We start from the raw sequence: 13379 nt of genomic DNA on the forward strand, positions 1-13379 counted from the left end.
AAGTTCCCGCGCGCCAAAGCAAGACTCAAGAGCTTGGATATGATCGCAATCATTACATTGAGCGTATGAATGAAGCTCAGAAGTGGATGACGTATCGTGGCATTCGTCATTCACTGATCGCAAATTAATCTCAGTTGAGATCTTTCTTTGAATGAAAAAGCCCTATGCCAGCAATGGTGGAGGGCTTTGATCTGATCGGTCGGTTGTCGTATTTCTTGTCGATAACCGAAGAAATCAATAGGTCTTGATAGAACCTTATCGCTGAAACCAGCCGGTTAATGCAACCGCAAGGGCGTCGGCCGCGTCATCTGGCCTTGGAGGATCGGTGAGGTTGAGTTCTCGCATCACCGCTTCAAGAACTTCATCTTTTTCGGCGTGGCCGAATCCAGCAAGGGCGAGCTTGATTTGCATCGGTGGAAATTCCACCACAGGCACTTTGAAGCGCGCCAACGTCATCATCACTACCCCTCGGGCCTGAACAACGCTGATCGTGGTGCTTGATCGATAAAAAAAGAATTTTTCGACCGCGGCTAATTCCGGTCGCCAGGCACGAATCAACTGGCGGAGATCCGAGGCGATCACCACCATGCGATCCCCTTCCGAGTACCCCGGCTCGGTGCGAATAATTCCGCAATCAAGCATGCGTTGTTGGCCGCCACTGGTGTCGATGACGCCGTAGCCCACACGAGCTAGGCCAGGGTCGATGCCGAGGATCCTCAAGTTGCTTTAGGCCGCGAGGGCTAGTTCGAAATCGGCGCGATCGCTGCCCTCACTGCGTTCAAACACCTTGCAGAACACCTTCACAACGCGATCACCGGAGTCCACCTGTTCCAGGGGATCTTTGCGGAGGCGGTGGCGGAGGCAACAGGAGGCAACCCGGGCCACATCGTCTTCGCTCACTTCCGTTCGTCCCTCGAAGGCGGCCAGGGCACGCGCGGCGCGGTTGGTCACGATGTCTCCCCGCAAACCATCCACATCCAACTCTCCGCAAACGGCCGAAATCCGCAGGCGGAGATCGTCGTCGATGGTCACCTGGTCGAGCCGTTGTTGGGCATCGACGACCCGTTGCTGAAGTGCATCTTGATTGGCTTCGACGGCCGTACTGAAGCCGTCAGGGTCGCTGTCAAAGGCGGTGCGTTGATCCACCACCTGCACACGAAGTTCTGGGTTGCGCACGGTGCGCACCTCCACGCTCATACCAAAGCGGTCCAGCAGTTGAGGGCGCAGTTCTCCTTCTTCAGGGTTGCCGGAGCCAATCAGAACGAACCGGGCCGGGTGGCGCACTGAAATCCCCTCGCGCTCCACGGTGTTCCAGCCCGATGCGGCGGAATCCAGCAACACATCCACAAGGTGATCGTCGAGGAGGTTCACCTCATCCACGTAGAGCAAGCCGCGGTTGGCCTTGGCCAAGAGGCCTGGTTCAAAGGCCCGTACGCCCTCACTGAGGGCTTTTTCAATATCAATCGTTCCGCAGAGTCGATCTTCTGTGGCGCCGAGGGGAAGGTCCACCATCGGCACCTGCCGCGGTTCTGTGGCCACGGTTTCGTTGCGAATCAACCGTTCGCGCACCTCACTGCTTTGCAGGTCTGGATCGGTGGCGGAGCTGTTGTACGGGTCTCCAGCCACCACATCAATGTCGGGCAGAAGGTCCGCCAGCGCACGGATCGTGGTGGATTTCCCCGTCCCACGGTCGCCCATGATCATCACGCCGCCGATGCGTGGGTCGATCACGTTGAGGAGAAGCGCCAGCTTCATTTCCTCCTGACCGATCACCGCAGTAAAGGGGAAAACCCTGCGCTTCCGTGGTGCCGTCACAGTGATCTCTTGTATCGAGAGAATTGTTTCACAGGCTGAACAGTCAGCACCTGGGGTGGGGTGGCATCGGCGGGATAGACCAGTCGCAGCTGAACCTGTTGTTGTTCGCCGGGGTTGAGGGTTACCTGGCCGAGGGACGGCCCCTGTTGCCCTTGGCGCAAGACCAAATGCACCGTTTGGCGTCCGAGCGGCTCACCGTCGGTTCCGTCGAGGCCTCGGATCTGCAATGGGCCGCGGAACATCACGGGTCCGTTGTGATCGCTGCGAAACCGGAGTGATTCAGTGGTTTTGTTGCCCTTCAGGGGGGAATCGAGAGACACCTGCAGCGTCACCGGTTTGGTGCTGTTGTTCCGCAGGGGCAGGCGGAGGTCGTATTCAACCCCGTAGTTTCCATGGGCGGCCCAGGCGGTTCCGGGATAGAACGCTTTGAGTTCTGCGGTTTGAACTTGGCCGGTAGCCAGGGTGCCGCGTTCGAGGCTGCTAATCGGCCAGGACATCGGCCCTTGGGGGGCATCGAGCACCCGACTGCCGGGATCGGTGATCTCGGCAGTCCAGCGGCTGCCCCGTTGCACACCACTCACCCGGGAATAAATCAACTTGCCGCGGCTGCCGCGGGGGCTTGGCCGGTGTTCTTTTTTGCTGAGGATTCCCTGGCTGAGCATGGTGCGCCACGCCTGGTCGCTGGGGGGCTTCGCATCTTGGCCGTGGCCCGCCAGGGTGGCGATGGCTACGGGGGCGGAGCTGTGGAGGCGCAACTGCACATTCCGGCCGTTGAGCAGGGGATCGAGGCCTGCGACCGGCATCGGTAGACGAAGCAAGCGAGTGGGTTCTCCTGGCTTCAGGGTCCAGGTTTGATGGCTGAGTTCCGGGGCCGTTCGGCCAGCGAGAAGATCCCCGGCAACACGGCTACCAGGACCCGACGCCACCACGGCCGTGGTTTCCCGCATGTGGCTGGGAAGCGGCAGGAAGGGGGCTTCGGTTTGGCCTGGTTTGGTGGCTTGGGATAAAGACGTGCTCCCCTCGAGCAGGGTGAGGGTGACGGGTTGGTCGCCGAGGGGTGCGGCTAGAAGCGCGAACCAGAGGGTGGATTCCGGACTGGCCTCGGCATCGCCGGCATAGACGTGATGGCTGAACAGATCAAAACGGCCGTTCAGCGCGACGGGTAAGGACGCGTCGCGGCCCGTGGGGAAGGTGGACAGCAGGATTCCATCGCTCGCAATCAGCTCTGGGTTGTTGTCGTTCACCATCAGCACGGCATCGAGCCCGCCGGGGAGAGGACGCACGGTTTGCTGACGCACCACCACCTCTGCCATGGCTGGCATGGTGAGCCCAAGGAGAGCGATTGGCGCCAGGGTGGCTGGGAACAAGCGGTTCAGCGTCATGGTTTGGCTGGCGCTGGTTGTGGCTTGAGATGGGGAGCCATGGCCGCGGCAAGTTGGCGGATCATCTCGGTGGAGCGGGGGTCATTGAAGGGTCCTTTCACCAAAAAACCTGCCACCGCTCTGCGGCCATCCGGAAGTTCAATTAAGCCGGCGTCGGCATAGGCGGTGCCGATGTCTCCGGTTTTGTTGAACACCCGATAACCCTTACGAGCAAGGGCGGAGTCGGGTGCTCCTTGGGCGCCTCCGAGGCCTCGCATCAGGCCCGTGGGCAACAGGGTGTTGGTGACGGAGGTCGCCATCACCTCCCGGAAGAGATCGCGGCTGCGGGGGGCAAGACTTTCTCCGCTATCCACCAGGGCAATGGCGCGGCTGAGATCACGGGCGCTGGTGGTGTTGGTTCCATCAAGGTCTGGAAGCCAGTTGTTCACCACCGTGGCCGGCAGGTCGAGCGCTTGAAAGCGAGCGTTGATGGCGTCTTGGCCTCCGGCCCTTGCAATCATCAAATTGGTGGCGGAATTGTCGCTCACCCGAATCATTTCAGTGGCCACCTCGTAGGTGGGGAAGCGCGTTCCCAGGGGGCGTGAGGCCATCCATCCGGCGCCGCCACCCACCAGTTCTTTCGTGAGTGTTAGCGGTTCATTCCACTGCAGGGTGCCTTGGTCGATTCGCTCGAGAACCGCCAGCAGGATGGGCGTTTTGATGGAGCTTGCGGCCGGCATGGGCCGGTTCGCGTGCATCTGGGCAAAGCGACCGTCATCAAGGATGAGCATGTAGGCGCTCACCTGCAGGTCAGGTTGGGTTGCGGCCTGCTGAATCCAGCGTTGGGAGAGCGCCGTGATCTCTTGACGCGGTGCAAAGGGGTGTTGAGGGAGCCCTGTGTTGCGGAGAGGGGCGAGGGGAACCGTCGCAGCTGCGCTTTTGGATGAACTGTCGGATGCGCCGTTGGATTGCTTTGCACCCTCGGGAGTGATGCTGTCGATCCAGGGCTGCTTCGCGAGCCACTCCGGCAGCGCTAACTGCTGCTGGCGCACCTGAGGGGCCAGCATTTTCAGGGCAGAACCACTGATCACTCCAAGCCCGATCCCAATCAGGATCAAGCGGGTGATCAGGCGGGCGGGCTGTCCCCAGCCTGGGATGCGTCGAGATGGTCGGCTGCTAGTCAACCTGGCTGATGCCTATCGCTCGGCTGAGATTAGGGGCGGTGTGAGCGGATGGCCCAGCGCAGCTGACGAACCATGCCGCGGATCAAAGCCACCTCTTCCGTTCGAATGGTGGCGCGTTGCAACAGATCTCGCACTTTGCCCATGCGTGCATGGGCCGTGTGTTGCAGCAAAAAACCGGCTTCCAGTAATAAATCGGTGGCATCGTCGAGGAGGGCGGTCAGGGCTGGAGCTGCCGCAGGATCCGGCGATGGCAGTTGGGCTGGCTTAGCGCTTGGATCTGCGGTTGAGGGGATGTGGAGCTTGGTGCTGAGGCGCGCCATGTCGTGCAGCACGATGCCCACGGAGTGGGAGAGGTTGAGCGAGGGGTAGTCGGACCCGCTGTGAAGGGTCAAAACCCTTTGGCAAAGACGAAGTTCATCATTGGAGAGGCCGCGATCTTCGCGGCCAAACACCACCGCAATCGGCCCGGGTTGGTGCGGCTCTGGGGTTGGCCTCGCGAGCAACCAGGTGAGGGCGTCGGTAGGGGAATGCAAAGGGATGGCGCCGTGGTCGATGCGACCGCAACTGGCCACGCTGCGGCGACAGTCCCCAATGGCTGAAAGCAGCGTGGGGTAGAGCTTGGCGCTGTGAAGCATCTCGCGGCCATGGACGGCCATCTGGAGGGATGGTTCGCTGAGGTGATCACAGCGGGGAGCCACAAGCCGCAGCTCCTCAACGTTGAAGTTGGCGCAAAGGCGGGCAACGCTGCCGATGTTGAGGGGGCCTGCCGGCTCCACCAGCACCACCACCACATTGTTCACAGCGTTGATGTCAACGGAGGACGCTCAAAAGGGAATGCTCGTTGAAACTGGCAACGGTGAAGGCTCAAGAGAGGTCGTGCAGGTAGGCGAGTAGATCGGCCATCGACTGCGGTTCCATTTGAAAGCTCGGCATGGGTGGCGTTTCACCGCTGATGATTTGGTGAACGAGCACCGGATCGTTGCGTTGCTCGCTGATCCCAACAAGTTTTGGACCAACAAGCCCTTGTCCGGCGAGGCCATGGCAGCCGGCGCAGTTGATGCGGAACAACTGCCCGCCATGGTCGGCGGAGCCTGGAAGATCGAGGCTGGCGCGTACGTAGGGATCTTGGCGGGCGTTGCCCAGCACCCAAAGCACGAGAACAACGCAAGCTGCGGCTGCCAACACAACGAGGGCTGTGATGAGACCACGACCTCTTTCCGGCTGTTCAGCTGCAGTTGATGACGGCTCGATCACAATCCAGGGGTGTCGATGACAGAATTCTGCTCAATCTTGATAGGTGATGCGACGTCATGATCGAACCTCTGCTGTGCGGCATCGTTTTGGGTCTGATTCCCGTAACGCTTTTGGGTCTGTTTGTGGCGGCGTGGAACCAGTATCGACGGGGCGGTAGCGCTCTGGGGGGCTGAGCATCAGCAGGCTGCTGATGCCGTATTTGCGTTGATCTTTCACCGTCCAGCATGGGTCTGTGACGGGGGTTCGGCGCGAGCGGTGTTCACAGATCACAAGACTTTCGCTGTGTAGCCACCCGCCATCACTGAGTTGTTGGATCACCTGGGTGTAGAGATCAGCGTCGTAGGGGGGATCGAAGTAAACCAGATCGAAAGCTGGTTCGGTCCAATCCCGTTGCAGCCAATGCACCACGTCTTGGCGAATCACTTTGATTTGAGCTTCGTCGGCGAGGCTGTCGCTCACGGTTTGCAAGTTTTGGCTGCAGATGCGAGCGGTGGAGGCGTGGTTTTCCACTGCAACAACCAACTGGGCGCCATGTTGCAGGGCTTCACAAGCCATCACACCGCTGCCGCTACAGAGATCCAACCAGCGACAACCGTCGAGGCGGGGAGCAAGGATATTCATCACCGCTTCGCGAACACGGGCCGTGGTGGGTCGTGTGTCATGGCCTGGGGGGCTCAATAGGCGCCGGCCACCGGTGAGGCGTAATTGGGCTGATCCCTTCAATGGACCGGCTCTGCGCCTTGGTGCAACCAGTGGAGCCAGCGCTTGAGCATCGCTTCCCCGGCGGCGGATGATTTTTCAGGATGAAATTGGCAAGCGCCGATCCGTCCGCTCCACACCATCGCTGTTACGGCGGCGTTGCCGTAGGCGGCTGTGGCCGCCAACACCGAGCTGTTCAGGGGAACGGCGGCATAACTGTGCACGAAATACACCCAAGGGGTGGGGTCGTCGCTGTGCAGCAGCGGGCAATTGCGTTCGACTGTGAGGGGCGCCCATCCCATGTGAGGAATTCGCTCGTTGGGATGGCTCTGGAGCCGTTCAACGGCACCTTGGAACAATCCCAGGCCATCTTTGCTTCCCTCATCACTGCGTTCGAACAGAAGCTGCAGCCCGAGGCATATGCCCAGCAGGGGACGGTTGTTGTTGCCCCAATCTTTGAGATGGGGAATCAATCCTGTGGCTCGAAGGTTTTCGATCGCTGGATCGAAGGACCCAACCCCCGGAAGAATTAAGGCGTCGACCGACTTGAGGTCCTCTGGACCTTGCACAAGAACTGCTTGTTCGCCAAGCCGTTCGAGGGCTTTCCCCACCGAGTGGAGATTGCCCATGCCGTAATCGATCACACCGAGATTCAGGCCCAATCGATCAACCCGTTCGACGAGGCAGATGCCTCAGAGATACTTCGAAATTGTGCCTGAGAGGGTGGCTTTGGGAACGGCACCAACAACGGTGTCGACCTTTTGGCCGCCCTTAAACACCATCAGTGTGGGGATACTGCGAATCCCGTATTGGCTGGCCACGTTGGGGTTTTCATCGGTGTTGAGCTTGAACACCTTGATTTGGCCTTCGAATTCTTTTGCGATTTCTTCGACGATGGGAGCCACCATCCGGCAAGGACCGCACCAAGGGGCCCAGAAGTCGACCAAAACCGGCACGTCGCTCTGGAGAACGTCCTGTTCGAAAGAAGCGTCGGTGACAGCGGCAGCGCTCGACATATAGCTCGATAAATGTGTTTCGAATTTAGCAACGTTTTCACTCTCGGCAGCCAAAAATGTTCGGAGCGAGGAGATCTGTGATGGTTGCCTGAAGAAAAGAATGAAAGCTCGAACGCGTCGAGCCGGGGGTGTGAGGAGTGTGTGGGCGCTAGCCCGCACACAAATGCAGATTAGCTCTCCTCTACTTACCCATCCCTAGATTTTGAGCCTTTTGGTACACCTTTCCTTCTGTGAGCAGGGAGGGTGCCACCACTACTTCGACGGTTTGCATCTCGGCAATCGTGCGGGCACCCAGGGTTCCCATTGAGGTTTTGAGGCAACCCAGCAGGTTGTGGGTGCCGTCATCGAGCTTTGCGGGGCCGCGAAGAATGCGCTCAATGCTTCCCGTACTGCCCACATTGATGCGGGTGCCGCGGGGCAAGACAGGGCTTGGCGTGGCCATCCCCCAATGGAACCCGCGTCCGGGTGCTTCCTCGGCCCGAGCAATCGGGGATCCAATCATCACGGCATCAGCGCCGCAGGCGATGCACTTGCAGATGTCGCCACCGGTGACGATGCCGCCGTCAGCAACGATCGGCACATAGCGTCCGCTCTCTTTTTGGAAATCGGCGCGAGCTGCGGCACAGTCTGCAACTGCTGTGGCTTGTGGAATGCCAACGCCCAGTACGCCCCTGGATGTGCAGGCGGCTCCAGGGCCAATGCCCACCATCACCCCGGCAGCACCGGCTCGCATCAGTTGCAACGCCACCTCATAGGTGACGCAATTACCGATCACCACGGGCAAGCCCATGCCTTGGCACAGCTCTTCGAGGTCCAAGGTGGCCTGACCTTCAGGACCGATGTGGTTGGTCGACACCACCGTGGCTTGCACAAAGAAGAGATCCGCGCCTGCTTCAGCGATGGCCTTGCGGAAACGCATCGCTGCTACTGGGGTGCCACTCACAGCGGCGATGCCCCCTTGGGCCTTGATGTCTTGAATCCGTTTGCGGATGAGCTGCTCTTGGACGGGTTGGCTGTAGATCTCTTGCATCAACGGAACAAATTCCGTTTTGCCGACGGCGGCAATGCGATCCAAAACCGCATTGGGATCCTCGTAACGGGTTTGAACACCCTCAAGGTTCAAAACGCCAAGGGCACCCAACTCTGAGAGCCGCACGGCCATGTCCACATCCACCACGCCGTCCATGGCACTGGCGATGATCGGAATCTCTCGCGTAATACCACCAAGGCTCCAACTGGTGTTGGTGACCTCGGGATCCACCGTGCGCCCTCCTGGCACAAGGGCGATCTCATCAATTCCGTAGGCGCGGCGAACAGTTTTGGAGCGTCCAAGCTGAATGTCCACCGAGCGACTTTTCGTGAAGTCGACTCAAACTACCAATTGGGATGGATCGGTTTGTGGTTAACGCCCCACAACCTTGTTCCAAGTGGACCCCACAGCATCAATCACCCGCTTGCGATCGCTACTGCGAACGAGGTTGCAGCGGGCGTAATTCAACAGCCAAATCACACCAGTGAGTTCCAGCAGCCCTGGGGCGAGAGGAACCTTGTTGATTGTGCCGAGAATGCCGCTGTAGACGGTGCTTACGATCACAAAGAGGATCAAGCCGCCAATCAGACGGAGTGGCAGTTGAGCTTGGTCCCAAAGCGATCCAAGTTGGTTGGAATCAATCCAGGCTTTGATTTTTTCAACGAGCAAATCCCACTCGCCACCCTCATCGGTGGAATTCTCTTGGGCAGGAATGGTCACCGTCGAGGTGACGACGGGTTCCGGTGCTGGTTCCGGCTCGGCAACGACCGCGATCTCGGGCGCGGGTTGGCTCTCTGCGGGCGAAGCCGAGATTGGTTCAGCCTCAGATACAGGCTCCTCTACTAAATCCGACGCTGGGGGTGTTGGTGGAACGGGGACAGCCGACTGGCTTCCAGTGGTGTCAGCTGATTCGGCGGCCTGAAGCGGCTCGTCGGTCGGTTCCATCACACCGGCAACAAACTAACCTGCACCTTATCGGTGTTTTTTAAGCAAAAAACCAGGCGCGCGATAAAATTTAGGTAAGGCAAACGGGTGATCTATGGCGGATTCTGTGGGACCAGGAGGCGGCGGTCCCGGCGATTCCGACGAACGAATTATCCAAACAGATCTCCGCAACGAGATGTCGCGCTCCTACATGGAGTATGCGATGAGTGTGATCGTGGGTCGGGCCTTGCCTGATGCCCGCGATGGATTGAAACCGGTGCATCGGCGCATCCTGTACGCGATGTATGAGTTGGGGCTCACCAGTGATCGCCCTTATCGGAAGTGCGCCCGTGTGGTGGGTGAAGTGTTGGGCAAATATCACCCCCACGGCGATACGGCTGTCTATGACGCCCTGGTTCGGATGGCCCAGGACTTTTCAATGTCGATGCCCCTAATCGACGGGCACGGAAACTTTGGCTCGGTGGATAACGACCCACCGGCGGCGATGCGATACACCGAATCGCGGTTGCGGGCTCTCACCACCGACAGCCTGCTGGAAGACATCGAAGCCGAGACGGTTGACTATGCCGACAACTTCGATGGCTCCCAGCAGGAGCCAACCGTTCTTCCGGCTCGGATCCCGCAGCTATTGCTGAATGGATCGGCGGGCATCGCCGTGGGGATGGCGACCAACATTCCTCCCCACAACCTCTCTGAACTGATTGATGGCCTGATGGCCTTGATCAACAACCCTGAGATCTCGGAACAGGAGTTAATAACTCTGATCCCTGGCCCCGACTTCCCAACCGGTGGCCAGATTCTGGGTCGCGCCGGGATCCGCGAAACCTATTTAAGTGGCCGCGGCTCGGTGACGATGCGCGGCGTGGCTGAGGTCGAAACGATCGAAGCCCCCGGTCGGCCTGATCGGGATGCCGTGATCATTACGGCTCTGCCTTATCAAACCAACAAAGCGGCGTTGATTGAACGCATCGCTGAGATGGTGAACGACAAGAAACTGGAGGGAATTTCCGACATCCGCGACGAAAGCGACCGCGATGGCATGCGGATCGTTGTCGAGTTGCGTCGGGATGCCTACCCGCAGGTGGTATTGAACAACTTGTTCAAGCTCACACCGCTGCAGAGCAACTTCAGTGCCCACATGTTGGCGCTGGTGAATGGTGAGCCGATCCTGCTCACCCTGCGCAAGATGCTCGAGGTGTTCCTCGACTTCCGCATCGAGACGATCGAGCGGCGCACCCGTTATTTGCTCCGCAAGGCCGAAGAGCGCGACCACATTTTGCTGGGCTTGCTGCTGGCCCTGGATCAGCTCGATCCGATCATTGCCTTGATCCGTGCCGCACCCGACACCGCAACGGCGCGAACGCAATTGCAAGACCGTCATGGGCTGTCTGCGGTGCAGGCGGATGCGATTTTGCAGATGCAACTGAGGCGGCTCACCGCGCTTGAAGCGGACAAGATCCGCCTGGAGCACGAAGATCTCGTCACCAAGATTGCCGACTACAAAGACATCCTCGGCCGTCGGGAACGGGTGCTGGGCCTCATCCAAGAGGAGCTTGTCCAACTGCGCGAGCGCCATAGCGTGCCGCGGCGCACCGAAATTTTGGATCTGGCTGGTGGCCTGGAAGACATCGACCTGATCGCGAATGAGCGCTCGGTGGTGTTGCTCACCGAAACCGGCTATCTGAAGCGGATGCCGGTGAGTGAATTCGAAGCCACAAGCCGTGGCACCCGCGGCAAAGCAGGCACTCGCAGCCAGGGTGAAGAAGCGGTGAAGCTGTTCATCGGCTGCAACGACCACGACACGTTGCTGTTGTTCAGCGATCGGGGCGTGGCCTATGCGCTTCCGGCCTATCGGGTGCCGCAGTGCAGCCGTACCGCCAAAGGCACACCGGTGGTGCAGCTGTTGCCGATTCCTCGGGAAGAGGCGATCACTTCGTTGCTAGCCGTTTCGGAATTCAACGACGACACCGATTTGTTGATGCTCACCCAGGGTGGCTTTATCAAGCGCACGCGGCTTTCGGCATTTAGCAATATTCGTTCCAACGGCTTGATTGCCATTGGTTTGGAAGATGGCGACGCGCTCACCTGGGTGCGGTTGTCGATCCCAGGCGACAGTGTGCTGATTGGCTCGAAGGCGGGGATGACGATCCACTTCCGCTTGGCGGATGGTGAGTTGCGCCCCTTGGGTCGCACCGCCCGCGGTGTGCGTTCGATGAACCTGCGCAAGGGCGACAGTTTGGTGAGCATGGATGTGCTGCCAGCGGAGTTGGCCGATCAAATTGCCGCCAGTGCCGATGATGCCGGGGATGGCGACGATGCAGGAGACGTTGCTGAAACGGCTGTGGCAGCCGAAGGCCCATGGGTGTTGGTGGCGTCGGCATCTGGGCTTGGCAAGCGGGTTCCCGTTACCCAATTCCGTTTGCAGAAACGGGCTGGCATGGGATTGCGGGCGATGAAGTTCCGCACCGATGCCGATGAACTCGTGGGATTACGGGTGTTGGGAGCTGGGGAAGAGCTGTTGTTGGTGAGTGAAAAGGGTGTGATTGTGCGCACCGGCGCTGATGCCATTCCTCAGCAATCCCGAGCCGCCACCGGCGTTCGTTTGCAGCGTCTCGATAAGGGCGATCGCTTGGCGGATGTGGTGCTGGTGCCGCCCGAGGCGGAAACGGATGACGACGGTGACCAGGCCAACGGCGATGTGGCCGACCAGCCGCAGGCTTCAGGGGAGTCGTCTGAACCATCAGCTGAGGGCTGACCTTGGCTGATTGCGCTGATGTGTTGGTGATCGGGGGCGGTCCGGCCGCCCTTTGCATTGCTTCTGAATTGCATCAGCGCGGAGTGGTGGTTGAGGGCATTGCACCGAATCCGGTGGATGCCCCTTGGCCGAACACCTATGGGATTTGGGCAAAGGAGCTCGAGCTATTGGGCCTCGAGGATTTGCTGGAGCACCGCTGGAGCAACACGGTGAGTTTTTACGGCGCAGGGGGCTCGGATTTAGACGATCAACCCACGCCGCACGGGCTGGATTACGGGTTGTTTGATCGGCAAAAGCTTCAGCAGTACTGGTTGGGCCGTGGCGAGGGAATCACCTGGCATCAAGACAGCGTCGATCGCATCGAGGTGAAGGCTGACCGCACTTGGGTGCATTGCGCTTCTGGCGAACAACGCCTGGCCCGGGTTGTGATTGATGCCTCAGGCCATCGAACACCGCATATCCGTCGTCCGGATCAGGGGCCGGTGGCTGGGCAAGCCGCCTATGGCGTAGTGGGTCGCTTTGAAAAAGCTCCAGTGGAGCCAGGCCAATTCGTGCTGATGGATTTTCGCTGCGATCACCTCAGCCCAGAGCAACGCCAGCAGCCCCCCACCTTTTTGTATGCGATGGACTTTGGTGATGGGGTTTATTTCCTGGAGGAAACATCGTTGGCTTTAGCTCCGGCGGTGCCGGAAGCTGAGTTGAAGCAACGGCTGGAGCAACGTTTGGCCAATGCGGGGAATGCAATCACCGAAGTGATGGATGTTGAACATTGTTTGTTTCCCATGAATTTGCCGTTGCCGGATTTCCATCAGCCGGTGTTGGCCTTTGGCGGTGCGGCGAGCATGGTGCACCCAGCCTCGGGCTACATGGTGGGTGCGCTGTTAAGACGCGGGCCAGGTTTGGCAAAAGCCTTGGCATCGGCTTTGAACGAGCAACCAGCGATGGGATCTGCAGCTCTGGCGCGTGTGGGCTGGCAAGCGCTGTGGCCAACGGAGTTGGTGTGGCGCCATCGCCTGTTTCAGTTTGGTTTAGGCCGTTTGATGGGCTTCGATGAACGGCTGTTACGCCGGCATTTCACCAGCTTCTTTCAGTTGTCTCAAGCGGATTGGAGTGGCTTCCTCACCAACACGTTGCCGTTGCCGCAGCTGATGGCTGTGATGCTGCGCCTGTTTGCGATCTCACCGTGGGATGTGCGGAGAGGGTTGGTATTGGGGGCACCGCGCTAAGAAAAAGGGTGGGCTCTTGCTCAAGCTGAGGCGACAACGTGGCTGTGAATTGTTGGTGTGATTGTTTGGCGGTGAAAGGAAGACAGCGGGCAAG

At 59.5% G+C, this 13379-nt stretch carries 13 protein-coding genes and 1 pseudogene; 3 read left to right on the forward strand and 11 right to left on the reverse strand.

Translation table 11 applies throughout. The features are described 5' to 3' along the window. Positions 1–255 precede the first annotated feature (255 nt). The 6 genes from ruvC to SYNCC9902_RS03620 all read right to left on the reverse strand — a co-directional run bounded on the left by ruvC (position 256) and on the right by SYNCC9902_RS03620 (position 5614). Positions 256–720: a crossover junction endodeoxyribonuclease RuvC gene (ruvC, locus tag SYNCC9902_RS03595; protein ID WP_009790266.1), complete on the reverse strand. Its 465-nt coding sequence runs from the start codon at positions 718–720 to the stop codon at positions 256–258. Between the two features lie 6 nt (positions 721–726). Continuing rightward, entirely contained in the window at positions 727–1815 is a 1089-nt protein-coding gene (gene bchI / locus SYNCC9902_RS03600) for a magnesium chelatase ATPase subunit I (protein ID WP_011359522.1), read from the reverse strand. Then, on the reverse strand, positions 1812–3197 hold the full coding sequence (locus SYNCC9902_RS03605; RefSeq protein ID WP_011359523.1) for a DUF3370 domain-containing protein: 1386 nt from the start codon (positions 3195–3197) through the stop codon (positions 1812–1814). The genes bchI and SYNCC9902_RS03605 overlap by 4 nt, the downstream gene beginning before the upstream one ends. Beyond that, positions 3194–4360, reverse strand: a complete 1167-nt coding sequence (locus SYNCC9902_RS03610; protein WP_011359524.1) for a serine hydrolase — start codon at positions 4358–4360, stop codon at positions 3194–3196. Before SYNCC9902_RS03610 ends, SYNCC9902_RS03605 begins: the two co-directional genes overlap by 4 nt. Before the next feature lie 29 nt (positions 4361–4389). Beyond that, on the reverse strand, positions 4390–5160 hold the full coding sequence (locus SYNCC9902_RS03615) for an RNA methyltransferase (protein ID WP_049749419.1): 771 nt from the start codon (positions 5158–5160) through the stop codon (positions 4390–4392). A gap of 64 nt (positions 5161–5224) precedes the next feature. Then, the gene (locus SYNCC9902_RS03620) at positions 5225–5614 is read right to left on the reverse strand and encodes a c-type cytochrome (protein WP_011359526.1); all 390 of its coding nucleotides are present in this window, start codon (positions 5612–5614) and stop codon (positions 5225–5227) included. A gap of 56 nt (positions 5615–5670) precedes the next feature. Between SYNCC9902_RS03620 and petG the strand changes: the two genes are divergently transcribed. Then, a complete protein-coding gene (gene petG, locus SYNCC9902_RS12865; RefSeq protein WP_009790260.1) occupies positions 5671–5787 on the forward strand; it encodes a cytochrome b6-f complex subunit V in 117 nt (38 codons plus the stop codon). Between the two features lie 13 nt (positions 5788–5800). Here petG and rsmD read toward each other — a convergent pair. The 5 genes and pseudogenes from rsmD to SYNCC9902_RS03645 form a co-directional block, all read right to left on the reverse strand. Beyond that, positions 5801–6337, reverse strand: a pseudogene (gene rsmD / locus SYNCC9902_RS12665) (16S rRNA (guanine(966)-N(2))-methyltransferase RsmD); the annotation flags it as partial. Next, positions 6334–6975, reverse strand: coding sequence for an imidazole glycerol phosphate synthase subunit HisH (gene hisH, locus SYNCC9902_RS03630; protein WP_011359528.1), 642 nt, complete (start codon positions 6973–6975; stop codon positions 6334–6336). The gene hisH and the pseudogene rsmD, both read right to left, overlap by 4 nt. Before the next feature lie 30 nt (positions 6976–7005). Then, a complete protein-coding gene (trxA, locus tag SYNCC9902_RS03635; protein ID WP_255346182.1) occupies positions 7006–7383 on the reverse strand; it encodes a thioredoxin in 378 nt (125 codons plus the stop codon). 127 nt (positions 7384–7510) lie between these two features. Beyond that, complete coding sequence (locus SYNCC9902_RS03640) at positions 7511–8674, reverse strand: GuaB3 family IMP dehydrogenase-related protein (RefSeq protein ID WP_011359529.1); 1164 nt, start codon at positions 8672–8674, stop codon at positions 7511–7513. Positions 8675–8731: 57 nt separating this feature from the next. Next, positions 8732–9304 carry a CAAD domain-containing protein gene (locus SYNCC9902_RS03645; protein WP_011359530.1) on the reverse strand — a complete coding sequence of 191 codons (573 nt, stop codon included), beginning with the start codon at positions 9302–9304 and terminating at the stop codon, positions 8732–8734. Between the two features lie 94 nt (positions 9305–9398). On the opposite strand from SYNCC9902_RS03645, the gene gyrA reads away from it, so the two are divergent. Both gyrA and crtL read left to right on the forward strand, forming a co-directional pair. Further along, the gene (gene gyrA / locus SYNCC9902_RS03650; RefSeq protein ID WP_011359531.1) at positions 9399–12059 is read left to right on the forward strand and encodes a DNA gyrase subunit A; all 2661 of its coding nucleotides are present in this window, start codon (positions 9399–9401) and stop codon (positions 12057–12059) included. A 2-nt stretch (positions 12060–12061) separates the two neighbouring features. Further along, complete coding sequence (gene crtL, locus SYNCC9902_RS03655) at positions 12062–13285, forward strand: lycopene beta cyclase (RefSeq protein WP_011359532.1); 1224 nt, start codon at positions 12062–12064, stop codon at positions 13283–13285. Positions 13286–13379 lie beyond the last annotated feature (94 nt).

Source organism: Synechococcus sp. CC9902 (assembly GCF_000012505.1).
Taxonomy (GTDB): domain Bacteria; phylum Cyanobacteriota; class Cyanobacteriia; order PCC-6307; family Cyanobiaceae; genus Parasynechococcus.